Annotated in this window: 21 protein-coding genes and 1 tRNA gene; 15 read left to right on the top strand and 7 right to left on the bottom strand. The window is 64.0% G+C overall.

The window, feature by feature from the left end:
- Positions 1–456 (top strand): hypothetical protein, encoded by a 456-nt coding sequence (locus tag AC5RU9_RS11730; protein ID WP_211711429.1) that lies wholly within the window; start codon positions 1–3, stop codon positions 454–456.
- A gap of 24 nt (positions 457–480) precedes the next feature.
- Complete coding sequence (locus AC5RU9_RS11725) at positions 481–951, top strand: RrF2 family transcriptional regulator (RefSeq protein WP_211711430.1); 471 nt, start codon at positions 481–483, stop codon at positions 949–951.
- A gap of 120 nt (positions 952–1,071) precedes the next feature.
- Here AC5RU9_RS11725 and AC5RU9_RS11720 read toward each other — a convergent pair whose 3' ends face one another.
- The gene (locus AC5RU9_RS11720) at positions 1,072–2,898 is read right to left on the bottom strand and encodes a phosphoenolpyruvate carboxykinase (GTP) (RefSeq protein ID WP_211711431.1); all 1,827 of its coding nucleotides are present in this window, start codon (positions 2,896–2,898) and stop codon (positions 1,072–1,074) included.
- 284 nt (positions 2,899–3,182) lie between these two features.
- Here AC5RU9_RS11720 and AC5RU9_RS11715 point away from each other — a divergent pair.
- Positions 3,183–3,256: transfer RNA gene (locus AC5RU9_RS11715), tRNA-Arg, on the top strand.
- Between the two features lie 133 nt (positions 3,257–3,389).
- Here AC5RU9_RS11715 and AC5RU9_RS11710 read toward each other — a convergent pair.
- Positions 3,390–4,118, bottom strand: a complete 729-nt coding sequence (locus AC5RU9_RS11710) for a FadR/GntR family transcriptional regulator (RefSeq protein WP_494016579.1) — start codon at positions 4,116–4,118, stop codon at positions 3,390–3,392.
- A gap of 320 nt (positions 4,119–4,438) precedes the next feature.
- Between AC5RU9_RS11710 and AC5RU9_RS11705 the strand changes: the two genes are divergently transcribed.
- From AC5RU9_RS11705 to AC5RU9_RS11675, 7 genes are all read left to right on the top strand, one after another.
- Positions 4,439–6,061 (top strand): ABC transporter substrate-binding protein, encoded by a 1,623-nt coding sequence (locus AC5RU9_RS11705; RefSeq protein WP_494016578.1) that lies wholly within the window; start codon positions 4,439–4,441, stop codon positions 6,059–6,061.
- Positions 6,062–6,155: 94 nt separating this feature from the next.
- Entirely contained in the window at positions 6,156–7,112 is a 957-nt protein-coding gene (locus AC5RU9_RS11700) for an ABC transporter permease (RefSeq protein WP_283091460.1), read from the top strand.
- 3 nt (positions 7,113–7,115) lie between these two features.
- Positions 7,116–9,227, top strand: coding sequence for a dipeptide/oligopeptide/nickel ABC transporter permease/ATP-binding protein (locus AC5RU9_RS11695; protein WP_494016577.1), 2,112 nt, complete (start codon positions 7,116–7,118; stop codon positions 9,225–9,227).
- The gene (locus AC5RU9_RS11690; RefSeq protein ID WP_211711435.1) at positions 9,224–10,039 is read left to right on the top strand and encodes an ATP-binding cassette domain-containing protein; all 816 of its coding nucleotides are present in this window, start codon (positions 9,224–9,226) and stop codon (positions 10,037–10,039) included. The genes AC5RU9_RS11695 and AC5RU9_RS11690 overlap by 4 nt, the downstream gene beginning before the upstream one ends.
- A 37-nt stretch (positions 10,040–10,076) precedes the next feature.
- A complete protein-coding gene (locus AC5RU9_RS11685) occupies positions 10,077–10,994 on the top strand; it encodes a dihydrodipicolinate synthase family protein (RefSeq protein WP_494016576.1) in 918 nt (305 codons plus the stop codon).
- 18 nt (positions 10,995–11,012) lie between these two features.
- Positions 11,013–11,984, top strand: coding sequence for an ROK family protein (locus AC5RU9_RS11680; protein WP_494016575.1), 972 nt, complete (start codon positions 11,013–11,015; stop codon positions 11,982–11,984).
- 11 nt (positions 11,985–11,995) lie between these two features.
- Positions 11,996–12,682, top strand: a complete 687-nt coding sequence (locus AC5RU9_RS11675; RefSeq protein WP_494016574.1) for an N-acetylmannosamine-6-phosphate 2-epimerase — start codon at positions 11,996–11,998, stop codon at positions 12,680–12,682.
- 78 nt (positions 12,683–12,760) lie between these two features.
- Here AC5RU9_RS11675 and AC5RU9_RS11670 read toward each other — a convergent pair whose 3' ends face one another.
- Positions 12,761–13,579: a sulfurtransferase gene (locus tag AC5RU9_RS11670; protein ID WP_494016573.1), complete on the bottom strand. Its 819-nt coding sequence runs from the start codon at positions 13,577–13,579 to the stop codon at positions 12,761–12,763.
- Positions 13,580–13,735: 156 nt separating this feature from the next.
- Between AC5RU9_RS11670 and AC5RU9_RS11665 the strand changes: the two genes are divergently transcribed.
- The 5 genes from AC5RU9_RS11665 to AC5RU9_RS11645 all read left to right on the top strand — a co-directional run bounded on the left by AC5RU9_RS11665 (position 13,736) and on the right by AC5RU9_RS11645 (position 19,557).
- Positions 13,736–15,193: a dihydrolipoyl dehydrogenase family protein gene (locus AC5RU9_RS11665; RefSeq protein WP_494016572.1), complete on the top strand. Its 1,458-nt coding sequence runs from the start codon at positions 13,736–13,738 to the stop codon at positions 15,191–15,193.
- Positions 15,194–15,263: 70 nt separating this feature from the next.
- Entirely contained in the window at positions 15,264–16,100 is an 837-nt protein-coding gene (locus AC5RU9_RS11660; RefSeq protein ID WP_494016571.1) for a P-loop NTPase family protein, read from the top strand.
- Positions 16,097–18,133, top strand: a complete 2,037-nt coding sequence (locus tag AC5RU9_RS11655) for a YhgE/Pip family protein (RefSeq protein WP_494016570.1) — start codon at positions 16,097–16,099, stop codon at positions 18,131–18,133. The genes AC5RU9_RS11660 and AC5RU9_RS11655 overlap by 4 nt, the downstream gene beginning before the upstream one ends.
- Positions 18,130–18,771, top strand: a complete 642-nt coding sequence (locus AC5RU9_RS11650) for a TetR/AcrR family transcriptional regulator (protein ID WP_211711443.1) — start codon at positions 18,130–18,132, stop codon at positions 18,769–18,771. The genes AC5RU9_RS11655 and AC5RU9_RS11650 overlap by 4 nt, the downstream gene beginning before the upstream one ends.
- Positions 18,772–18,903: 132 nt before the next feature.
- The gene (locus AC5RU9_RS11645; RefSeq protein ID WP_494016569.1) at positions 18,904–19,557 is read left to right on the top strand and encodes a hypothetical protein; all 654 of its coding nucleotides are present in this window, start codon (positions 18,904–18,906) and stop codon (positions 19,555–19,557) included.
- Between the two features lie 75 nt (positions 19,558–19,632).
- On the opposite strand, the gene AC5RU9_RS11640 is transcribed toward AC5RU9_RS11645, so the two are convergent.
- The 4 genes from AC5RU9_RS11640 to AC5RU9_RS11625 all read right to left on the bottom strand — a co-directional run bounded on the left by AC5RU9_RS11640 (position 19,633) and on the right by AC5RU9_RS11625 (position 24,604).
- On the bottom strand, positions 19,633–21,051 hold the full coding sequence (locus AC5RU9_RS11640; protein ID WP_494016568.1) for an NAD(P)/FAD-dependent oxidoreductase: 1,419 nt from the start codon (positions 21,049–21,051) through the stop codon (positions 19,633–19,635).
- Between the two features lie 75 nt (positions 21,052–21,126).
- Complete coding sequence (nikE, locus tag AC5RU9_RS11635) at positions 21,127–22,731, bottom strand: nickel ABC transporter ATP-binding protein NikE (protein WP_494016567.1); 1,605 nt, start codon at positions 22,729–22,731, stop codon at positions 21,127–21,129.
- Positions 22,728–23,585 carry an ABC transporter permease gene (locus AC5RU9_RS11630; protein WP_494016566.1) on the bottom strand — a complete coding sequence of 286 codons (858 nt, stop codon included), beginning with the start codon at positions 23,583–23,585 and terminating at the stop codon, positions 22,728–22,730. The genes nikE and AC5RU9_RS11630 overlap by 4 nt, the downstream gene beginning before the upstream one ends.
- Positions 23,582–24,604 (bottom strand): ABC transporter permease, encoded by a 1,023-nt coding sequence (locus AC5RU9_RS11625; protein WP_494016565.1) that lies wholly within the window; start codon positions 24,602–24,604, stop codon positions 23,582–23,584. The genes AC5RU9_RS11630 and AC5RU9_RS11625 overlap by 4 nt, the downstream gene beginning before the upstream one ends.

The raw sequence follows: 24,604 nt of genomic DNA, 5'->3' as shown, positions 1-24,604 counted from the left end.
ATGACCGACCAGTCCACTGGCGAAACATTGCCAGAAGAATCCACCCAGGACCGTGAGCTCCGGGAGACACTGGGCACTGCGTTGGGGACCGCGCAGGAGCACATCCAGCAGAACGGCGGATTCTTTCCGTTCGGCGTTACGCTCTCGAATGATGGCGAATTCCGGATCGTGATGATCGCGCCAGGCGAACCGGACGAAAATGGCGACGTCGATGCCGGGCAGATGCTGACCGACATCCACCACCTCCTGCGCCAAGGCCGCGACGACTTCAAAGCCGTGGCCCTTGTCAGCGACGTCACGTTGCCGGACCATGGTTCGGACGGCATCCATGGTGCCGCCGAACACAGGAACGGCGAAGTCCGGGCAGCAATCATCCCGTACTCCCCCACTGCGGAGGGTTTTGCCTTCCGTCCCATGGAGCCCGATACCCACGAGCCATCCATCTGGGTGGACTAGACCCTACTCATATGAGCTGATCCCATGAAAATCAACGCGTTCGCAGACGTTAGCCTCCGCGCCATCATGGTGTTGGCCGCGGCTCCCGAGGGCATGTTGTTGACCACGCAGGCGGTGGCCGACGCCGTGGGGACGCCATACAACCACGTCAGCAAGGCAATGGTCCGGCTCCGTGCTTTGGGTTTCATCGATGTCGAGCGTGGCCGGCTGGGCGGTTCGCGGCTCAGCGAACACGGTCGGCGTGCCACTGTCGGCGAGGTCCTGCGCCACCTCGACAGCCGGCAGGATCCGGCCGAGTGCCAGTCCCCCACCAAGAATTGCCCGCTCATCACCGAGTGCGAACTCCGCCACGCCATGACCCGCGCCAGGGAAGCCTTTTACCGCGAGCTCGATTCCGTGGTCATTTCGGCCCTTCCCCATCCGCGCCAGATGAACCCGGTGTTTCAATCCATCGGGCTCCGTCCGGAGTTCAGGACACCTGTCCAACAGGCTTGACCGCGCGCCGAACGAAACCGTTCAGCTCCCGCGCGAAGAACGACGGCGGCCCGCCACCTTTCCAACGAAAGGTGACGGGCCGTCGTCGTTCACTTAAGAACGCCGTTGTTCCTAAGAGGTCTAGCCCAGACGGGTCTTGAGTCCGTCCAGCTCGGACTGGAGTGCCGCCGGGAGGGATTCGCCGAAGTTGGCGAACCATTCCTCGATGGACGCCAGTTCGGTTGCCCACTCGTCAGGATCGACGCGCACAGCCGCCTCGACCTCGGCCGGGGTCATGTCCAGCCCTTCAAGGTCGATGGATTCGCCGGTCGGTACGAAGCCGATCGGAGTCTCCACAGCGTCAGCCTTGCCTTCGAGGCGTTCGATGGCCCACTTCAGGACACGGGCGTTGTCTCCGAAGCCAGGCCATGCGAAGCCGCCCTCAGCCGTGCGACGGAACCAGTTGACCAGGAAGATCTTGGGCAGGCGCTCCGGGTTGGCCTTGGCTGACAGGTTGACCCAGTGGTTCAGGTAGTCGCCTGCGTCGTAGCCGATGAACGGCAGCATGGCCATGGGGTCGCGGCGGACAACACCGACGGCACCGGCGGCAGCAGCCGTGGTTTCCGAGGACAGCGTGGAGCCCATGAAGATGCCGTTGGACCAGTTGCGGGCCTCGGTAACCAGCGGAATGGTGGTCTTGCGGCGGCCACCGAACAGGATGGCGGACAGCTCCACGCCTTCCGGGCTGAAGTACTCTTCGGCCAGCATGTCGATCTGGTCGATCGGCGTGCAGAAGCGGGAGTTCGGGTGCGCGGCCGGGGCGTCGGAGTCCGGTGTCCAGGACTCGCCGCGCCAGTCGGTGAGGTGTGCCGGGGTTTCCTCGGTCATACCTTCCCACCAGACGCCACCGTCATCGGTCAGTGCAACGTTGGTGAAGATGCTGTTGCCCTTGGCGATGGCACGCATGGCGTTGGGGTTGGTTCCCCAACCGGTGCCGGGAGCGACGCCGAACAGGCCGGCTTCGGGGTTGACGGCGCGGAGCTCGCCTTCCTTACCGAAGCGCATCCAGGTGATGTCGTCGCCGAGGGTCTCCACCTTCCAGCCCTTGATGGTGGGGTCGAGCAACGCGAGGTTGGTCTTGCCGCAAGCGGACGGGAACGCAGCGGAGACGTAGTAAGTCTTCTGCTCCGGGGAGGTCAGCTTGAGGATGAGCATGTGCTCGGCCAGCCAGCCTTCGTCGCGTGCCATGACGGAAGCGATGCGGAGTGCGTAGCACTTCTTGCCGAGGAGGGCGTTGCCGCCGTAGCCGGAGCCGAAGGACCAGATGGAGCGCTCTTCGGGGAAGTGGACAATCCACTTGTCCGGGTTGCAGGGCCATGCGACGTCGGCCTGGCCGGCTTCCAGCGGGGCACCGAGTGAGTGCAGGGCCGGGACGAAGAAGGCATCGGTTTCGGTGATGCGGTCCAGGACGTCAGTGCCAATGCGGGCCATGATGCGCATGGAGGCAACAACGTAGGCGGAGTCGGTGATCTCGACGCCAAACTTGGGGTCTTCAGCATCCAGGTGGCCCATGACGAACGGAATGACGTACATGGTGCGGCCGCGCATGGAGCCGGCGAACAGTCCGCGCAGCTTCTGCTTCATCTCGGCCGGGGCCATCCAGTTGTTGGTAAAGCCTGCGTCGCGCTCGTTTTCGGAGCAGATGAAGGTCTGCTCTTCCACACGGGCAACGTCAGCCGGGTCAGAGAATGCCGCGAACGAATTCGGGAACGTCTCCGGGTTCAGACGCTTGAGCGTGCCGGCCTCGACCAGTTCGTCGGTGAGTTTCTTGTTTTCTGCTTCGCTGCCATCGACCCAGTGGATGCGGTCCGGCTGGGTCAGCTCGGCAACTTCCTCTACCCAAGCCAGCAGGCGTGCATGCGTAGTAGGTGCCTTCTCAAGCAGCGGCAGTCGCGCCAGATCGCCCATTGCGGTTCCCTTCCTCGGGTTCAGTGGTGTGTCCTAAACGATAGGGGCCGCGGACCAGACCATTCCGTTGTCAGACATCGGACAACTACGGCTCCGAAAAGCAAAAACGCCTAGAAATCAGGGGGGAGGGGTTTCAGGAAGGCGATTTAAGTGACTAAGGTCACGTAGACCGGTCTAGTTGCCTAGATTACAGCTTTTCGATTTGGAACTTCACATGAACTTCTGTAAAGTTTATTGAGGTTCGAGGGGGTCAGAGAAACAGACCGCCGAGAATCACACGAAATGCGCCCATAGCTCAGCTGGATAGAGCGTCTGTCTACGGAACAGAAGGTCAGGGGTTCGAATCCCTTTGGGCGCACAAATCAAGACCCGCACCGGTTCGCCGGTGCGGGTCTTTTGTTATGCCCGGGCCACCCACGCAGAAACGGAAAGGGCCGCCGTCGTACTTCAGGTGAAGTACGACGGCGGCCCGTCACGTTGCGCGTGGAGGTTCAGTCGCCCACGGCCTCGCCGATCCGGCGGCGGATTCCGTCGAAGTGCCGGTTGAGCAGCTCGGAGGCTGATGCCTTGTCACCGGCAGCGACAGCGGCGTAGATGCTGCGGTGCATGGCGGCGGTCTTCTTGAGGTCCTCATTGCCCGGGCCAATCTCTACGTGGATCTTCCGGTACACCTTCCAGAAAACACCCATGAGGTTGATAAGGAGCTCGTTGTTGAGCGGTTCGAAAAGCCTGCGGTGAAATTCGGCATCCGCGGCCACGAAGTTTTCGCCGGCGGCGGCGAGTTCTTCCATCTGCTTCACGGCTTCTTCAATGAAGGCCAGCTGCTCGGGTGTCATAACGTCCATGGAAGAGCCAATCAGGCCGGATTCCAGGGCCTGACGCACATCGACGAGTTGCAGCGCCTCGAGTCCCTGGTGCCGCAGCGACAACCGGCCCCTGAAGGTGAGCCCGTCGGCGAGGGCGTCGAAATTGCTCGGGGCCACGAACATGCCGAAGCCATGGCGGATCTCGATGACACCCAGGGCCTGCAGGACCTTGAGTGATTCGCGCAGCGTATTGCGCCCCACTCCGAGCGCCACGGACAGCTCGCTCTCCGTCGGCAACGGATCGCCCGCCTCAAGCTCGCGCTCGAGGATCAATTCCATAATGTCCGACTGCAAAGCACGCAGCCGGGCCTGTGCACTGAACCGCGCCTGCGGAACTACACCGGAAGTTGTCATGGCTTTCTCCTTGCCGCTGCACCACCCCGGAAGCCTGGGCGATGCGGTGTTAATATTGAGGCGAGCTTAGTGCCCACCGCAGATTGAGTGACTCACAACATACAATATCGGATGTCCCATCTCCTTGATAAGTATGTTCAGGGATTTCGCTGAGATTTCCCCCAAGGACCGGCCGTAGCCGGCGGACCGCACGGCGCGCGGACCAAGCCAAGGCGCCAATTCTCACTTGACGTTCCGTTGTGACCGCCCTTACAGTTTCCATACGAGCATCGGACGTCCTACATCCGATAACCCACGAAACGCGAATGGTGAGGCACTCTATGAGCAAGACGATCCACAGCCTGCCGCTGGTCAATGACGCCAGCCGCCGGAACTTCCTGAAGCTAAGCGGCGCAGTTGGTGCAGCAGCCGCCTTCACGGCAACACTCTCCGCGTGCGGCGGCGCTGCCAGCACCACCACCGGTGCCGGCACCAACACGGCCGCCGTCAACAAGGACCTCACCATCGAGGCAGGCATTTCCTACGCGCTCTCCACAGGCTTCGACCCGCTGAGCTCCTCGGGCGCAACGCCGATGGCCGCCAACCTGCACATCTTCGAAGGCCTCATCGAACTGCACCCGGCCACCCGCGAGCCTTACAACGCCCTCGCCGCAGCGGACCCCAAAAAGATCAACGACACCACCTACCAGGTGACCATCCGCGACGGCGCCAAATTCCACGACGGCTCCCCCGTCACCACCGAGGACGTCGCCTTCTCCTTCACCCGCGTGATGGACCCGGCAAACAAGTCGCTCTTCTCGCAGTTCATCCCCTTCATCCAGGACGTCAAGCCTGTCGATGCCAAGACGGTGGAATTCACCCTCAAGTACGCCTTCCCCGGCTTCGGACCCCGCATCTCCGTGGTCAAGATCGTCCCCAAGGCACTCGCTACCGACCTGAAGGCGTTCGACGCCAAGCCAGTCGGCTCCGGACCATACAAACTCATCTCCGCAGTCAAGGACGACAAGATCGTCTTCGAGGCATTTGCCGACTACAACGGCCCCAAGCCTGCACTGGCCAAAGGCATGACCTGGCTGCTGCTCTCTGATGCTGCAGCCCGCGTCACCGCAGTCCAGTCCGGCCGTGTCCAGGCCATCGAAGACGTTCCCTACCTGGACGTCGATGGGCTGAAGTCCAAGGTGAAGGTCGAATCCGTCCAGTCCTTCGGCCTGCTGTTCCTCATGTTCAACTGCGCCAAGGCGCCGTTCGACAACAAGCTTGTCCGCCAGGCACTGCACTACGGCCTGGACAAGGAAGCCATCATCAAGAAGGCACTGTTCGGCAACGCCAAGGCCGCCACCTCCTATTTCCAGGAAGGCCACCCGGACTACGTCAAGGCCAAGAACGTCTACGGCTTCGATACGTCAAAGGCCGAGGATCTGCTGAAGCAGGCTGGTGTCACCACCCTGGAGTTCGAACTCCTCACCACGGACACTGCCTGGGTCAAAGACGTCGCTCCGCTGATCCTCGAATCCTGGAACAAGATCCCGGGCGTCAAGGTCACCGTGAAGAGCCTCCAGTCCGGCGCCTTGTACAGCGACCGTGTTGGCAAGGGTGACTACTCCGTCGTCGCGGCCCCGGGCGATCCCTCCGTCTTCGGTAACGATGCAGACCTTCTCCTGAGCTGGTTCTACTCGGGCGCCACCTGGATGGACAAGCGTGCTTTCTGGACCACTCCGGAACGCACCAAACTGCAGGAACTGATGAACAAGGGCTCACAGGCCTCGGGCGATGACGCCAAGAAGATCGTAGGCGAAATCGTGGACATGGTCTCTGATGAAGTGCCGCTCTACCCTGTCTTCCACCGCCAGCTTCCCAGCGCTTGGGACGAAAAGAAGCTCAACGGCTTCCAGCCCCTCCCCACCACCGGCCTCTCATTCGTCGGCGTCGGACGAACTGCCTAAGCACCCTTCAAGTTGCGGGGCCCGCTCTGCAGGGTTGAACCCCAAAATACCCCGCAGAGCGGGCCCCACAACCAGAAACACACCGGAGAACAAATTGGTCACGATATTGCGTCTGCTCGGCCGCAGGCTAGCAGCATTGCCATTGATGATCCTGGGCATCACGTTGCTCGTCTTCCTCGTCCTGCAGGCCGCTCCCGGCGACCAGGCAAGTTCCGCCCTCGGTGACGGCGCCAGCGAAGAAGCCAAGCAGCAATACCGCCAGGACAATGGCCTGAACGACCCCTTGGTCCTGCAGTACTTCCGCTTCCTCGGCAAGCTCCTGCAGTTCGACCTCGGCACCACCACCCCGCCGGCCAAGTCGGTGGCTTCCATGATTGCCTCAGCGTTCCCTTTGACGCTGCAACTCACTTTCCTCGGCGTACTCATCGCCATTGTGCTGTCGCTGGCGTTCGGCATCCTCGGCGCCCTGTACCGCGACAAGTGGCAGGACCAGTTGGTCCGCGTCTTCTCGATCGCCGCGATCGCCACCCCGTCGTTCTGGCTCGGCATCCTGCTGATCCAGTGGTTCGCCCTGGGTGAGAACCCGATGTTCCCCTCGGGTGGAATTGCGACGCCGGAGTCCGGCTTTGGCGGCTGGCTCAACTCGATGGCCCTCCCGGCCCTGGCGCTCGGCATCCCTGTCTCGGCGTCGCTGATCCGGGTGGTCCGTACCTCGATGGTTGAAGAACTGGACCGCGACTACGTCCGGACCGCCATCGGCAACGGTGTGCCCTACCGCGAAGTCGTCTCCAAGAACGTCCTCCGCAACGCGCTCGTCACCCCGGTGACCGTGCTGGGACTCCGCGTCGGCTACCTGCTGGGTGGCGCCGTCGTGATTGAAATGATTTTCGCCCTGCCCGGCATGGGCCAACTGATCCTCAACGGCATCACCAACCTGGACGTCAACCTGGTCCAGGGCGTGGTGCTCACCATCTCGGTCACCTTTGTTCTGGTGAACATCGTGGTGGACCTTCTCTACCTGCTCATCAACCCCCGAATCAGGACGGTATAGCTCATGCGCAGCAAGCTCGCAGAACGGCTAAGTGCCCCGGGCATTCGTTTCAAGGCCCTGCCCTGGGGCTCCCGTATCGCCCTGCTTTTCCTCATCTTGATCGTGGTCGCGGCCATCTTCGCGCCGGTCATCGCACCGCACGATCCCCTGGAGACGTTCATCCCGGCCACGCCGCCGGGCGCCGAGCACTTCTTCGGTACTGACCGCCTTGGCCGCGACATCTTCTCGCGCCTCCTCTTCGGCGCTCAGTCGTCGCTGATGATCGGCCTTGGCGCGGTTGCCCTGGCCATCCTTGCCGGTGCGCTCCTTGGTTCCTTCGCGGCAACCTCCAGCAAGTCCGTGAACGAGATCATCATGCGGCTCATGGACATACTGATGGCGTTCCCCGGTATCGCCCTGGCCGCAGTGTTGCTGGCGGCCTTCGGCAACTCGGTGCCCACCATCATCATCGCGATCGCCATCATCTACACGCCGCAACTGGCCCGCGTGGTGCGCGCCAACGTGCTCGCACAATACGGCGAAGACTACGTCCGTGCCGAACGCGTGATCGGTGCAGGCCGTTTCTACATCCTGGTCAAGCACATCGTCCGCAACACTGCCGCTCCGGTGCTGGTGTTCGCAACGGTCATGGTGGCCGACGCCATCATCCTCGAAGCCTCGCTGTCCTTCCTTGGCGCCGGAGTCCAGGACCCCGCGCCTTCCTGGGGCAACGTGATTTCCTACGGCCGCAACCTGGTCCTGTCCGGCGGTTGGTGGGCCACCACCTTCGCCGGTGTGACCATCCTCCTGACGGTGCTGTCCCTCAACATCCTTGCTGAGGGCCTCACCGACGCCATGGTGAACCCGAAGCTCCGCCGTGGGCCCGTAGTAAAGGACGACGACGGTTCGGCGGCAGTCATTGCCGTGGACACCGAAGTTGGTACGTCCGTGGCCCAGCCCTCGGTGGTTGAGGAACACGAGCTCGACGGCGTCCGGGCGGCTTCCGCTGACGGCCTCACTTCCGAGGGGGGCGCCTCAGCCGTCCTCACCGATGTGAAGCTCGCCGCCGCCAACCCGCACCTCCTGTTGGACCGCGAACTGGAACTCCTGGCCCGGATCGAAGCGACCCGCACCGACCGACTCCCCCAGGTTTCTCCACAAGCACGCAACGTCCTTGAAGTGAAGAACCTGTCCATCCGGTTCCCTGGGCGCTTCGGCGACATCGCGATCGTGGACAATGTGTCCTTCACCGTCCGAGAAGGCGAAACGATGGGCCTGGTGGGCGAGTCCGGTTGCGGCAAGTCGATCACGTCACTGGCTGTCATGGGGCTGCTGCCCAAGACCGCCCAAGTCACCGGCTCCATCAAGTTCGATGGCAAGGAACTCCTGGATCCGAACACCAAGCACAGCAATCCCAAGGCCTATGTGGGCCTCCGCGGCGAACAGATCGCGATGGTCTACCAGGACGCACTGAGCTCCCTTAACCCGTCCATGAAAATCAAGGAACAGATGGAGCAGCTCACCAAACGTGGGGGTCGCAAGACTCCCGCCGAGCTGCTGGAAATGGTCAAGCTTGATCCCGTCCGCACACTGGCCAGCTACCCGCACGAGCTTTCCGGTGGCCAGCGCCAACGCGTACTGATAGCCATGGCGTTGTCCCGTTCGCCGAAGATCGTGGTGGCGGACGAACCCACCACTGCCTTGGATGTCACCGTCCAGAAGCAGGTTGTGGATCTGCTCAACGAGCTTCGCGAACAGCTCGGCTTCGCCATGGTCTTCGTCAGCCACGACCTCGCCTTGGTGGCGTCCTTGGCCCACCGGATCACGGTCATGTACGCCGGCCAAGTGGTGGAATCCGCGCAGGCATCCGAACTCCTGCAGAATCCCCACCACGAGTACACCCGTGGCCTGCTCGGCGCAGTGCTTTCCATCGAAGCCGACGCCGTCCGCCTGCACCAGATCCCCGGCACGGTCCCGTCACCCCGCGACTTCGCCACGGGCGACCGCTTCGCGGCACGTTCACTGCGTGCCGACGCCGACCCCCACCAGAAACTGGTCCTCACCGCGGTTTCCGGTGCCAATGGTGATGATGCCGACCACTACTGGGCCAGCCACCTGAAGGAGGACGCGAAATGAGTGAATCAGTCGGACAAGATACAAAACCGGTCATCGAACTCCAAGACGTCAAGGTCTACCACCATGCACGGACCGGCGGCCTGTTCCGTCCGAACATCGTCAAAGCCGTGGACGGCGTGGACTTCACCATCAGCCGCGGCGAAACCGTCGGCATCGTTGGTGAGTCCGGCTGCGGCAAGTCCACGCTTGCTTCAGTGCTTGTGGGACTCCAGCCGCCGACGTCGGGCAAGGTTTTGTTCCACGGAAAGCCCGCCATCAAGCGGAACGCGGCCATGCGCAAACAGTTTGGACGCTCCGTCTCCGTGGTCTTCCAGGACCCGGCCACGGCGCTGAACCCGCGCATGACCATCCAGGACATCCTCACTGATCCGCTGCAAATCCACGGCATCGGCAACGCGTCATCACGCGCTGCCAAGGTCAAGGAACTGTTGGCGCTGGTAGGCCTGCCGCAATCGGCGGCCGAAGTGACGCCGTCGCAGGTTTCCGGTGGCCAGCGCCAGCGCGTGGCGATTGCCCGCGCGTTGGCCCTGGACCCGGACATCATCGTGGCGGACGAACCGACGTCGGCCCTGGACGTTTCGGTCCGCGCCCAGGTCCTGAACCTGCTCTCCGACCTGAAGACCCAACTGAACCTCGGCATGGTGTTCATCTCGCACGACATCCAGACCGTCCGCTACGTCTCGGACCGGATCTGTGTCATGTACTTCGGCAAGATCGTCGAGCAAGGCTCGGCAGCGCAGGTCTTTGATAACCCGAGCAACGACTACACCAAGAAACTGCTGGGCGCCGCCCCGAGCCTTCTTCACATCTAGTTTTTCCCTTCACAAGCTACAAACAACGGAGATTTCTGTGTCCACTCAATTCCAGGGCGTCATTCCCCCGGTCATCACCCCCCGCCACGCCGACGGCAGCATCGACACCGCGTCGCTGAAGAACGTCACCAAGCACCTGATCGACGGCGGTGTGTCCGGCCTTTTCGTCCTGGGCTCCTCCGGCGAAGTCCCCTACCTGACCAACGACGAGCGTGAGCTGGTGGTCTCCACCATCGCCGACGCCAACGCAGGAGCCGTCCCGCTGATCGTGGGCGCCAACGAGCAGACCACCACCCGCGTCATCGAGGAAGCCCGCAAGGTGGTGGACCTCGGTGCGGACGCGATCGTGGTTACCTCCATGTACTACGCAATCGGCAACGCGGCGGAGACGGAGACCCATTTCCGCGACATCCACGCCGCCATCGAGAAACCGATCTTCGCCTACGACGTCCCCGTCCGCACCCACTTCAAGCTGCCCACGGACCTCTTGGTTCGTCTGGGACGCGACGGTGTGATCGCCGGCGTCAAGGACTCCTCCGGTGACGACGTCTCCTTCCGCCAGCTGCTCCTCGCAGCCAAGGACATCCCCAATTTCGACATCTTCACCGGTCACGAAGTTGTGGTGGACGGCGCCCTCCTGGGTGGCGCGCAGGGCGTTGTTCCGGGCCTCGGCAACGTTGACCCGGCCGGCTACCGCCGCCTGTTCGACGCAGCTCAGGCCGGCGATTGGGCTGGTGCCGCACGCGAACAGGATCGCTTGGCCGACGTCTTCGAGATCGTCTACGCCCCCAACGGACGCGTCTCCGGTGGTGCCGCAGGACTGGGTGCGTTCAAGACCGCACTGCAGGTCATGGGCGTCATTGAGTCGAACACCATGAGCTCGCCCATGCTCTCCCTGAATGATTCCGAAACCGCTGCGATCCGTTCGATCCTGGAACGCAACGGGCTGGTCTAGGTTTCAATGACCCCCTCCATGACCCACGTGATCGGCGTTGACCTCGGCGGCACCAAGACCGCCGCCGGGGTTGTCTCCCCTTCTGGCGAAGTTTTAATGACGGAGACCATTCCGACGTTGAACCGGGCCGGCGGCGAAGCAATCCTCGACGCCACCGCAGCGCTGATCACGGGTCTGGTGGAGCGCGCTGCCGACGCCGGGCACTCAGTGTCCGGCGTCGGCGTCGGCTCCGCTGGGGTCATCGACGCTGTTATTGGGTCGGTGGTCTCCGCTACGGATGCGATTCTGGGCTGGGCGGGGACTGCACTAGTTTCCGGACTTTCTGCGCGATCGGGGCTTTCCGTTCGGGCAGTCAACGACGTCCACGCGCACGCCCTAGGCGAAGCTTGGCTTGGCGCGTCAGCCGGTTCGGCCAGCTCACTGATGGTCGCCTTCGGCACAGGCGTTGGCGGCAGTTTCGTGCTGGACGGGGCCCCTGTCCTTGGGCACCGGTTTGTGGGCGGGCATGTGGGGCATTTTGCTTCGCCTTACGCTGCGTTTGACGGGGTCCCGCTGCCCTGCGTCTGCGGATCTGCCGGGCACGTTGAGGCTGTTGCTTCCGGGCCCGCCATCTACGAGTCGTACCTGCGGTGTGGTGGCTCTGATTCCTTGGCCGCGGACACGCGCGGCGTGTTCGCGCTTGCGGCTTCCGGTGCTGACGCGCTCGACGGCGGTGCCTCCTTTGCGGTCAGCCGCGACGCCGCTGTGCACGCCGTCGACGCCGGTGCTGCCGCAGCCGGCCAGGCCGTGGGCGGCCTCATCAACATCCTTGACCCAGAAACCGTGGTGATCTCCGGAGGTCTGGCCGATGCCGGCGAACTCTGGTGGAAACCCATGGAAGCTGCCCTGCGCCGGGAACTCTTGGCACCCTTGGCTGCAGTCCCCGTGCTCAAGGCGTCCCTGGGCAACTCCGCTGCCATTATTGGCGCCGCAAAACTCGTCCTTCTTTAAGGGAGACATTCATGATCCTCACCCCCGAAAACCTCGAAGCTCTCCGCTCCCAGCTGATTGTCTCCTGCCAGGCCTACCCGGGTGAGCCCATGCGTGATCCCCGGACCACCGGCCAAGTGGCGGCTTCGGCCGTCATCGGCGGGGCTGCGGCGATCCGCGTCCAAGGGTTGGCCGACGTGCAGTTCACGCGCACCGCCGTCGAGGTCCCTGTCATCGGACTGTGGAAGGACGGCCATGACGGCGTTTTCATCACTCCTACCCTTCGCCATGCCCTTGCCGTGGCGAATGCCGGAGCGCATGTTGTGGCCATCGACGGCACGCGGCGTTCGCGGCCGGATGGGCTGTCCTTGTCCGCCACCGTTGCCGGTATCCACGCAGAATCTCATGCTCTGGTCATGGCCGATTGTGGCTCGTTCGATGACGCCGTTGCCGCCGTGGAGGCAGGGGCGGACCTGATCGGAACCACGCTTGCCGGCTACACAGGCGAGCGCCCCAAGACGGATGGCCCGGACTTGGAGTTGCTGTCCTCGATAGCAGCCGCTGAGCTAGGGAAGCCCCTCATCGCCGAGGGCCGGATCCACACCCCCGCTCATGCCCGTCAGGCCCTCGACGCCGGCGCGTTCGCCGTGGTTGTTGGCACAGCGATCACACACCCGGCGTCGATTACGGGCTGGTTCAAGGGCGCGATGCACGCCTAGCCCTGCGTTGCGAGGCCCGCTCTGCACGCTAAAGCGCCCCCAAACCCTGCACACCAGGCCTCACAACGGACGGTTGGCCTAACCCGTCTCGACACCCCTGTCCGTCGCGTGCCCGTATTGGGACCACCCGCCGACGAAGAGCTTCCCTTGGCCCATGCCCACATGCTCCATCGTCAGCACGTTGTGGCACGCGGTCACTCCAGAGCCGCAGTAGGAAATGGTGTCATTCGCGGACACGATGCCGGCACGCTCGAAGTTGGCGCGAATCTGCATTTCCGGGAGCAGTCGACCCGTGGGGTCCAGGTTCTCCCGGCAGGGGACACTAACGGCTCCAGGAATGTGCCCGGGACGGGGGTCGATGGGGTCCTGCCTGCCCGCAAAACGGTCAGCGTTTCTGGCATCCACTGTGGTGTTGCCGCCGGAAGACGCCTCCGCGATGTCGGCAATGACATGCGCCGGCCACTCTCGTGTTGTGAAGCGCCCCCTGGAGGGAGTTGGCGCTTCCCTGGATAGATCCCCTGGATAGCTGGCGATTCCGCCGTTGAGGATCGACGCCTTGTGCCCCGTGGATCGCAGCATCCAGACGAGTCTGGCCGCGATCACTCCTCCTGCGTCGTCGTAGGCAACTACGGTGTCGGCATCGCTGATGCCTGATTCCCGCATACCTTCGGCGAAAACTTCGGGATCGGGCAGCGGGTTCCTTCCAGCCTCAGGTGAAGCCGGTCCCGATAGCCAGCGATCCAAGTCCATGAACACGGCGCCCGGGATGTGTCCGGCGTCGTAGGCGTCCTTCCCTGAGGCGCCGTCGAGGTACCACCTGGCATCGGCCAAGACAATGCTCCCGCGATTATTCGCGCACCAACTCCAGTCGACAAAAGGCTTCAGGTCATCATTCATATTTGCAGCCTAGGCAGTAGATCCATATTTTGAGACACGCATCCCAACATCTGGACACCACCCACACATGCGAGGCCCACTCTGCACCCTAAAGCGCCCCCAAACCCTGCACACCAGGCCTCACAACGCACCGGAGTGCAGTTGTAGGCTTTCCCCATGACTGCCGAGAGCTCCCGCGAGTACGACGTAATAGTGATCGGCGCAGGCGCCGTTGGGGAAAACGTGGCGGACCGGGTGGTCCGGGGCGGCCTGTCGGCGGTGATCGTGGAAAACGAGTTGGTGGGCGGCGAGTGTTCCTATTGGGCCTGCATTCCCTCCAAAGCGCTCCTCCGCCCGGGGAGTGTGCTGCACGCGGCGCAGGTCATCCCCGGTGCTTCCGAGGCTGTCACCGGAGTGGTCGACGCCGAGGCCGCCCTGAAGCACCGCGACTGGTTCACCAACAACTGGGAAGACAGCAGCCAGGTCGAATGGCTGGACAGCGCCGGCATCGACCTCATCCGTGGGCGCGGCCGGATCACGGGTCCGCGGGAGGTCCAGGTGGACGGCCTGGACGGAAACAGCTACGCCTTGAAGGCACACCATGCCGTGGTGGTGGCAACGGGTTCCACGCCGACCATCCCGGGAATTGCTGGCCTGAAGGACGTCCCGTTCTGGACGACACGCGGCGCCACAGCAGCCAAGGAGATCCCCAAACGCCTCGTCGTCCTGGGCGGTGGGGTGGCTGGCGTGGAAATGGCGCAGGCGTTTGCGCGGCTTGGATCCGATGTGGCGGTCGTCGCCCGGGGTCGCCTCTTGAGCAGCTACCCGGAGGAAGCGGCCAACCTTGTGCTGGCGGGCCTTCGCGCTGACGGGATCGACGTCCGGGTCCACACCGACGTGGAGAAAGTGGAGGAGAACGACGACGGCTCGGTGACCGTAACGCTCGACGGCGGGACACTCCAGGCCGATCAACTCCTGGTCGCTTCCGGAAGGCACCCGTCCTTGGCCAACCTGGGCTTGGAGAGCGTGGGCGTCGAAGCACCGAACGGCAAACCGCTCAAGCTCACCACGGACGCGAGTGGCCTCGTCGAGGGCCCCGCCAGCGATGGCACCAGTGGGCTGTGGCTTTACGCTGCCGGTGATGCCGCCGGCAAGGTGCTCCTGACCCACCAGGGCAAGTACGAGGCCCGCGCTACAGGGGATGCAATCGTCGCCAGGGCCAACGGCAAGCTCAAGGGCACCCCGCAGCCATGGAGTCCTTGGGCCCACACGGCCAACGACCACGCCGTACCCAGCGTCGTGTTCACTGATCCCGAAGTTGCTTCCGTGGGGCTAAGCCTCGAGCAGGCCCTTTTGCAGGGAAAGAACGTCACGGGCGTTGAGTTGCCCATCAACGTGTCCGGTTCCCAGTTGCACTCCCCCGACTACAAGGGCTGGGCGCAGATGGTGGTGGACGAGGACCGGAAGGTCATCCTTGGAGCAACCTTCGTCGGGCCGGGCGTGGCTGAGCTGCTTCACTCCGCCACCATCGCGATCGTGGGCGAAGTCCCCTTGGACAGGCTGTGGCACGCGGTTCCGTCGTATCCGACCATCAGCGAGATCTGGCTGCGCCTGCTCGAGAAGTACGGACTCTAGAACCTATTTGAACTGACCAGTCAGTTCAGTTAGACTTTTCGCAGACACCATTTCTGCGAAAGGCTTCATTGTGCTGTCCGTACAGCAACTCCAGATCAAAGGCCGCCGGGGCGATCTCCTTCCGGCAACATCCCTCACCGTAAGCCGCGGTGAACTCCTGCTGGTCGCCGGCGAGGGCCAAGACCAACGGACAGCTTTGGCGTTGGCCCTGAGCGGCCGCATGAAGCCCAGCAATGGCGTCCTTAGCTGGGACAACACCACCAAGACCAAGAAGATCCGCCTCGCGAGCGCCTTGGTGGATTCCCCCGGCGTCAACGAGCCGGAGCAACACCTCAGCGTGCGCGACCTCGTCACCGAGGACCTCTCGCTCATCCCACGCCGCTACCGGGGCGCTCTCCTGAGCAAGCCCTGGCTGAAGGTCAACAGCTTTGAAGACATCGCCGGCCTCTGGATCGAACAGCTACCTGCGGGCCGACGCCTCGAACTCCTGTCCGCGCTCGCCCTGGCGGATCCTGCCACCGACCTCCTGGTGGTCGACTCCCCCGATCGGCATAGTGCCGATCCTGCCGCGTGGTTGCCTCGTTTGCAGGCATTGGCGTCCGACGCCGGTCGGCCGCTTGCCGTGGTGGCCGTCGTCGGCGCCCTCCCGGACAACTGGACCGGCGCCGCTGCGGTGATCGGCAACTCAGTCTCGCACCCGCCCGAACCGGAACTGGAACCCACCCCCTCAGCCCCTGAGTTGGACTCGGCCCCCGAACCGGAGACAGCCGTCGAGCCTCAGCCGGCCGCCCAGCCGGCCCCCGAGCCCCACGCCAAGCACGCCGCCGAAGCGGAACCCGACGCACCCGAAGCGGCCGAACCCGCCGCCGAACCTGATACCCAAAACCTCCAAAGGACTGCAAAGTGACTGTTCTGCGGCTCGCCCGCTCCGAACTCAAGCGCATGACCGGCGGGCTGTTGCCCAAGCTGACCATCCTCGCCCTGACCATGGTTCCGTTGCTGTACGGCGCCGTGTACCTCTACGCGAACTGGGATCCGTACGGCAACCTGAACCAGATCGACGCCGCCCTGGTGGTGGAGGACACGGGTGCCACCTCCAAGGACGGCAGCGAACTTCAGGCAGGCAAGAAGGTGGCCGACAGCCTGGTGGAAGGCCATGTCTTCAACTGGAAGCAGGTGGCCAGTGCCGAGGATGCGGACGCCGGCGTCAAAACGGGCGAGTACGCCTTCGCGCTGCGCATCCCCAAGGACTTCTCCGCCAATCTGGTCTCCCCCGGCAGCTTCGACGCCGCCAACCAGGCCATGCTCCACGTCACCACCAACGACGCCAACAACTACTTGCTGAGCACCATCGTGGACAAACTCACCACCGCGGTGCACTCCACGGTCGCTAAAGAGGTGGGCGAAGAGACAGCCAACCAGCTGCTCACCGGTTTCGGCACCATCCATGCTTCAATCGTCAAAGCAGCGGACGGCGCAGGACAACTCGCTGACGGTGTCGGCAAACTCAGCGACGGTGCCGCGACGCTGCATGACGGCACCACCCAACTGGTCACCGGCGCCGACCAACTGGTGGCCGGCCAAACCAAACTGCGCGACGGCGCGGTACAGCTCAACACCGGCGCCAGCCAGCTGAGTTCCGGCCTGACAGAGCTCAAGAACAAGACCTCCACCCTGCCCGCAGACTCCCAAAAACTGGCCGACGGCGCCGCGCAGGTTGCCGCCGGAAACGCCCAGTTGAACGCGAAAGTCCAGGACGTCGTGGGTCAGCTGGAAGCCGCGGACAAGGGTCTGCGCACCCGGGTTGTGGAGTCCAACGCACGGCTGGTGACATCCGGTGTTCTGACGCAGGAGCAGGCCGACAAGGTCCTGGCCGATTTCGATGCCGCCGCTGCATCAAGCCCGGTCACGGACGCCAAGGCGAAGATCTCCGGCGATGCTGCCAAGATCCAGCAACTCTCTGACGGCTCGGCCGCTGTGAGCGCCGGGGCCTCAAAGCTTGCAGCCGCCACACCGACGCTCACGGACGCCATCGCGAAGGCGGCCGCCGGCGCCGGGCAGCTCCAAACCGGCGCAGCCACCCTCGCCGCCGGCCAACAGTCGGCGCTTGACGGGGCGGTAAAGATCGACGACGGCGCCCGCCAACTGGACGACGGCGCCGGGCAGCTCGCAAGCGGTGCAGCGACCGCCTCCGATGGTTCGCACACCCTGGCCTCCGAACTGGCCAAGGGAGCGGGAGATATCCCCAACCCGAACGACGAGCAAAAGAGCAGCGTGTCCAAGGTGATCGCTGATCCGGTCGCAGTGGAGAACGTGTCACAGGCCAAGGCGGGCTCCTATGGCGCAGGCCTGGCTCCGTTCTTCCTGACGTTGGCGCTCTGGATCGGTGTGTTCATGCTGGTCCAGGCCATGCGGCCCATCACCCAGCGGGCCCTGGCGTCGAACGCCCCAGCCTGGAAAATCGCCGTCGGAGGCTGGCTGCCGTTCTTCGTGGTCTCCGTGCTGCAGGCGACCATCCTGACACTGGTGGTGGATTTGGGGCTCGGCTTGAACCCTGCCCACCCGATCGGGATGTGGCTGTTCATGCTGGCCGCGGTGATGGCGTTCAGCGCGATCATCCAGGGGATCGTGGCGCTGATGGGAACGCCCGGCAAGTTCGTGGTGCTGGTCCTGCTGGTCCTGCAGCTGGTGTCGTCCGGTGGCACGTTCCCGTGGCAGACCACCCCGATGCCGTTGCACGTGGTGCATGAAATCCTGCCGATGGGCTACGTCGTCACCGGCATGCGGCACCTGATCTACGGCGGTGAGCTCAGCATGATCTGGCCCACAGTATTGGGCCTGCTTGGGTACACTTTGCTGGGAGCGGCGCTGTCCACCCTCGCCGTCCGCAAGCACAAGATGTGGACCCTGAAGACCCTGAAGCCGGAGATCGCAGTATGAGCACCACCGAGCCGCTCGCTTCCGATTCCGCGATGGGCGGGGGCAAGAAGCTTCGCCCCGAACGAACCAACGCCACCAAGCAACGATTGTTCGAAGCATCCATGGAGCTGATCGGCGAACGCGGCGCTGCCGGAGTGACAGTTGACGAAATCGCCGCCGCGGCCGGGGTTTCCAAGGGAACGGTCTATTACAACTTCGGCAGCAAGTCCGACCTCATCGCCCAGCTGTTGCGGCATGGCGTGGACATCATGCTGGTCCGGCTCCAGGACGTTCAAGGACAAAGCAGCGACCCGCTCGAATCCATGAAGAACATGGTGGGCCAGGCGATGGAGTTCATGGACGACTACCCGTCGTTCGCCAGACTCTGGGTCAGTGAAAACTGGCGGACGCCTGGCGAATGGAGTGCGGTGTTCGCGGAACTCCGTGCAGAACTCCTGGCTGTCATTGGCTCGGCGGTGGCGCGTGTCGCGGAAGGGTACACAGTGGACGAGTCGATCGCCCGCGGAAGCCTCGAAGCGGCCATCTTCGGCGCGATCTTCGTCGTGGGCCTCGACCGGCAAACCTACAACCCCGAGCGCACCCGCGAGCAGAGCGTCGCCGCTGTGATGACCATCATGCACGGCTACGTGATCAAGTAGCCTCACACACGTTGCGAGGCCCGCTTTGAGGGGTATTGCGTGCCCTAAGCCTGTTGAGCGGGCCCCACAACGGTATCCAACTGCAATGTACTACGGCGTGGCGTGGCCACTTGGTCGGAGATGATTAACCCCATGCGTCACATGGGGAACAGCGGAAAGCTAGCGGTCATTGCCGCCTTCGTATCCCTCGGGCTCTTGGTGCTCGCCGCCGTCGTCCTTGAGGAACTGGTCCTGTACCTCTTCCTTGGCGCCGTGCTGGTTTGTTATCTGGCCTGCATCGTCCAGCTCTTCAACCGCCGCAGGTACCTGGTGGTCCTTCTCGGCGCGGTGGGGACCAGCCTGTTCATTGGCTTCAGCATCGCCTTCCTGCGGATGTGGGGGCTGGCGTTCAACCAGGACGCCAACGCCATGGGAAGTGCCGTCAGCACCGAAGACTCGGACATCTACTTCTACCTTGCCGCCGTGGCCGGTGTTGGCACCTTGGCCGTGATGTTCCTCGGAGCCGTGGTGCCGTCCTTCGGATCGCGGGCACCTGCTCCCGCTAAGCGACCGGCATCCGCGGCCAAGCGCAGTCCCGCTCCACGCAAGCCCGCGGCGCGCCCGGTTACGACTGTTGCTCGTCCTGGTACGCCTGCCAAACGCCCGGCTACGACGGCTCCACGAGGCGCCGGAACCTCCAACCCCGCTGCCGCAAAGCGTCCCGCGGCACCCCGGACCCCTGCAGCGGCAGCCAAGCGACCGGCGTCGAGCTCTTCTTCCCAACGCAGGCCGGCACCCAAACGCTAAGCCCTGCGTTGCGGGGCCCGCTCTACACGCTATCGGGTGGTCTAAACGTGCAAAGCGGGCCTCACAACGGGTGGGTCAGGAGTCGAAACCCAACCCCACGGCGTCGAGCGCTTTGAGGATGAGGTTCCGTTTGCCCTGGTTGTGGTCTGCCCTGTCCATGGACCATCGGGTCAGGTTGATGCCCAAGGAAGCCAGCGGTTCGGGCGGGAAGGGCAGTGGCCGTTTCCTGACCATTTCCACGCGCGTGCGCTCCGTGTCCAAGCCAGCCAACAAGTCCAGGAGGACGTCGGCCGCGAACGCCGTTGCACCAACTCCGAGCCCTGTGAAGCCGGCCGCGTACGCCACCCTGTTCTTGCGGGCGGTGCCGAAGAAGGCGCAGAACTGCGTGCTCGAATCGATGGGCCCGGCCCACTTGTGCGTGAACTTCAGGCCTTCGAGCTGGGGGAACGTGGTGAAGAAGTGGGATGCGATCTTCTCCCATGTGGCGGGCTGGTGCTCGTGCCGCTGGTCCACGCGGCGGCCCCAGAAGTAGAGGGCATCGTAGCCACCGAAAAGGATCCGGTGGTCCTTGGTGATCCGGTAGTAGTGGAACTGGTTGGCGACGTCCCCAATGCCTTGGCGCTTGGTCCAGCCGATGGATGCCAGCTGTTCGGCGTTGAGGGGCTCGGTCATGAGCGCATAGTCGTACACGGGCACGGTCATCAGCTGGTTGCGCTTGAGCAACGACGGAAACACGTTGGTGCCCAGGACCACCTGACCGGCTTCGACGTTGCCGCGCTCCGTGACGACGGTGACGCCGTGATCGTGGTCGTTGAGCTCCCTGACGCGGGTACCCTCATGGATCTGGACGCCCAAGTCCGTGACCACGCGCGCCAATTCGAGTCCGAGTTTGTACGGGTGGACCATGGCCACGGAGTCCTGGTGCCAACGGCCTGCGAGGTAGGTGGGTGAGTTGACCTCGGCCCGGATGGCGTCCCGGTCCAGGAAGACGCTCCCGGGACTATCGTCCTCGCGGAGCCAGGCAACCTGATGCGGTTCAACGGCCACGTTGAGTTCGCCCGTGCGCTCCCACTCGCAGTTCATGGCGTACTTCTCCACGGACTCCTGCATGCGGTCCAGGTTCTGCATTCCCAGCCGGTCCAAGGTGTCCAATTCGTCCGGCCACCGGTTCCTGCCGTTCTCATGGCCGTGGGTGAGGCTGGCCTCGCAGAAACCGCCGTTGCGGCCCGACGCCGCCCACGCCACCCGCTCGGCTTCGAGCAGGATCACGGTTCGGCCGGGGTCTCGTTCCTTGGCTCGCAGGGCTGTCCACAGCCCGGTGTAACCGCCGCCAACAATCACCAGGTCGGCGGCAGCATCGCCGTCGAGCTGCGGGTAGTGCGTTGCTTTGTCCTTCATGTCGTCGATCCAAAAGGGCCGGTGCGCGGCACCCTGCAGCGCGGCGGCTACGACGTCGGCCTGCGGGACATTCCGTTCGAAAACGGTGGTATTCACGGAAAACTCTCCTGTTTCTGGGGTAGGTTCTTGGCCGGCATGCTCAGGCAGTGACCTGCTCAGGCGATACGCTGCTCAGGCAGTGACCGGCTCGGCGTCCCACAAGGGCCGGGGACGTGAGGCGATGAGGTTCTTGGTGTAGTCGTCGCCAGGGTCTTCCAGGATCCGTACCGTGGGCCCTTGCTCCACGATCCGTCCCTGGTGCATCACGAGCAGCTGGGAGCATAGGCGCGAGACCACCGCCAGGTCATGGGTGACGAACAGGATGGTCAGCCCAAACTGGTCCCGCAGTTCCTCCACGAGTTCCAGTACCTGAGCTTGGACGGAGACATCCAGGGCACTTGTGGCTTCGTCCAGAACCAGGAGCCGGGGACGTGCTGCGAGCGCCTTGGCCAAGGCGACGCGCTGCCGCTGGCCACCCGAAAGAGCCCGCGGCCGCGCATCCAACCGTTCAGGTCCGATTCCCACTCTGCCCAGGAGTTCCGCGGCGCTGGCCTTGGCTTGCTTGCGTCCTTGCCCCTGGTGGAGGCGGAACACATCGGCCACAGCGTTGCCCACGGGAATCCGCGGATCCAGGGACAGGTAAGGGTCCTGGAAGACGATCTGGACATCCTTGGCCAGGATCTTGCGCTCGGAGGCTTTGAGTGACCGCCGGGGCCTGTGGACACCGCCCAGTGTGAGCTCGCCGTCGGTGGCGGTTTCGAGTGCCACCACAAGGCGGGCCAGGGTGGATTTACCGGAGCCCGACTCCCCCACCACGCCCAAGGAACCGCCTTCGGGGAGACTGAAACGTGCGTTGTCCAAAGCGGTAATGACTTCGCCACCGGGCAATTCGTAGCTCTTGGTCAGCCCGGAGACATCAAGCAAAGCCGACGCCCCAGCCTGTGGTTCGGGGATGTCGCCCAACTCGATGACGGGCGTCGCCTCCACTAGTTGCCGGGTGTACTCCTGCTGCGGCATCTGGAACACCGTCCGGGTAGGACCCTGCTCCACCACCTTGCCGCGACGGAGCACGTAGACGCGTTCGCAGAGGCTGGCCGCGAGATTCAGGTCGTGGGTAATGAACAACATGCCCATCCCCCGTGACTGCTGCTCTTCGCGGAGGAGCCGCACTATTCCGGCCTGGGTCGTGACATCCAAGGCAGTGGTGGGCTCGTCGCACAGCAGGAGGTCGGGAGAATTGAGCAGTGCCGCGGCGATCATCACGCGCTGGAGCATCCCGCCCGAGAGCTGGTGCGGGTGCTGGTCCATGAGCTCCTTGGCCCGGCGCAGTCCAACCTGCTCGAGTTGCTTCACGGCCCGTTCGGTAGCTTCGGCACGGGACAGCCCGTCGAACCGCAGCAGCGTCTCGGTAAGGAAGTCCCCCACCGTCCGGACGGGGTTGATGCCTGCCCTGGGGTCCTGGAAGATCATGGACGCGTGGCCGCGCCGGAGCTCCATAAGGCGTTGTTTGCTGGCCGTCAGGGTATCGAGATCTTTAACGGACACGGTTCCTGAGTACCGCGTGCCTCCGGGGAACAACCCCAGGGCGGCCCGGGTTGTCAGGGACTTCCCCGAGCCTGACTCCCCCACCAAGGCGACGGCTTCGCCGTCGTCCACGTGGAGGCTGACGCTGTCCAGGAGGGGTGGCCTGTCCGGGAAGCCGAGGGTGAAGTCTTCAATCTTCAGGAGCTGGCTCATGACAGTTTTCCTCCGATGCGGTCTGAAAGTTCTTCGCCGATGATGTTGACGGCCACCACCACCAGGACCACCACCAGTGCGGGCCAGAACGCGGGCAGGACGTAGCCGCCCAGCAGCGCGCCCCGGGATTCCTCGATCATGGCGCCCCAGTCGCTGGTGGGCGGCTGGACTCCGAGTCCGATGAAGGAGAGCGCGGCGAGGTCGGCCAGTACGTAGCCGAAGTTCAACGTCGATTGCGCACCCACTGTGGGAATGAGGTTGGGCAGGACCCGCCCCAGCACCACCCAGGGTGTCCGGAATCCGAGGACCCGGTACGCCTGGACGTAGGGCCGGCCACGCTCGGCCACCACCAGGGACTGGGCCAGCCTGGCGACGTAGGGCACGTAGGCGATGGTCATGGCGAGGATGGGGGCAAAGAGTCCCTTGCCGAAGAGGGCGATTGCCAGCATGGCCATCAGGAGCGCAGGGAAAGCAAAGAGAAGGTCGAAAAGCCGGCCCAGGACCTTGCCCAGCCAACCCTCGGACCAGCCGGCAACCAAGCCCAGCAGCAAGCCCAGCACCGTTGATCCGATCACCACTATGGTGGGTCCCAGCAGTGATGTCCGGCCGCCGTGCATCAGCCGGCTGAGGAGGTCCCGGCCCAGCGCGTCCGTGCCGAGCAGATGTTGCGCGCCGGGACCGGCCAGGACGTTGTTGAGGTCCACATAGTCGGGGTCGTATGGCGCCAGGACCGGGGCGAAGACCGAGAGAAGCACGACGGCGGCGGCAACGGCGAGCGCCGCCCACGCCATCGGTGACAGGAGGCTGCCGTAACGGCGTAGACCCGCCTGTGGCAGTTGCATCGCCAGGGTCATCGGGACTCCGTTCCGGCCGCGATACGCGGATCAATGAGGGGCTGGACCAGGTCCACCACGGTGTTCACAAGGACGAAGGCGGTGACCACCACCATGACGATTGCCTGGACCACGGCGAAGTCGAGCCTGTCGATGGATTGCACCAGGAGCTGGCCGATACCTGACAGGCCGAAGGTCCGTTCGATGATGGCGCTTGAAACCAGCAACCCTGCCACCAGGACACCGCTCACCGTGAGGATTGGGCCCAGCGCGTTGCGGAGCACGTGGCGTGCCACCACCGAGCCGCGGGTGAGGCCACGGCTTGTTGCCACTTCCACGTGCTCGCGGAGCAGCTGTTCATTCATGGAGGAGCGGGTTACCCGGGCAACCATGGCGATGTAGGTTATGCCCAAGGCGAGCGCCGGGAGGGTGAGGTGCCAGATCCGGTCCCATCCGCCGTCGCCGCTTCCGAAGGAGGGAAACCAGCCCAGTCCCACGGAGAAGAGGGCCACCAGGGCGATGGCCGCAACGAAGGGCGGCACGGCTCCGGCCGCGGTCAGGGTGATGAGGATGAAACGGTCGCCGAAGCCTTTGTTCAGGCTTGCCACGATGCCCGCGAACAGGCCCAGGATGGTGATAAACACCGCGGCGAGAGCCACGAGTTGAAGGGTGGTGGGCAACCGTCCAAGCAACACGTCCGAGACGTCCTGCCGGTAGGTCAGCGAACGGCCCCAGTCGCCGTGGAGGATGCCGCCGAGCCAGTTCAGGTACTGTTCCCAGGCCGGCTTGTCGAGGCCGAACTGCCGGGTGATCTCTTCGAGGGCCTCGGGCTTGGGGCTGCGGCCCCTGAGGAGGAAGCGGGCCGGGTCACCCGGCACCAGGAATCGCGAGAAGAACACGGCCAGTGAGGCGACAAACAGGGTGGCCACCAGGGCCAGCACCTTCTTGGCGATGAAGACCACCGGACGGTTTGCCCTGCTCCTTTTGCCTACCGGTTTCAGGGGTGGCGCGGGTGCCATTGCTTGATCCACAACGGTCAT

The organism is Arthrobacter sp. B0316-5-4, from assembly GCF_059090325.1.
Note: the sequence above shows the minus strand (reverse complement) of the source record. Positions and strands in the feature narration are given on the sequence as shown.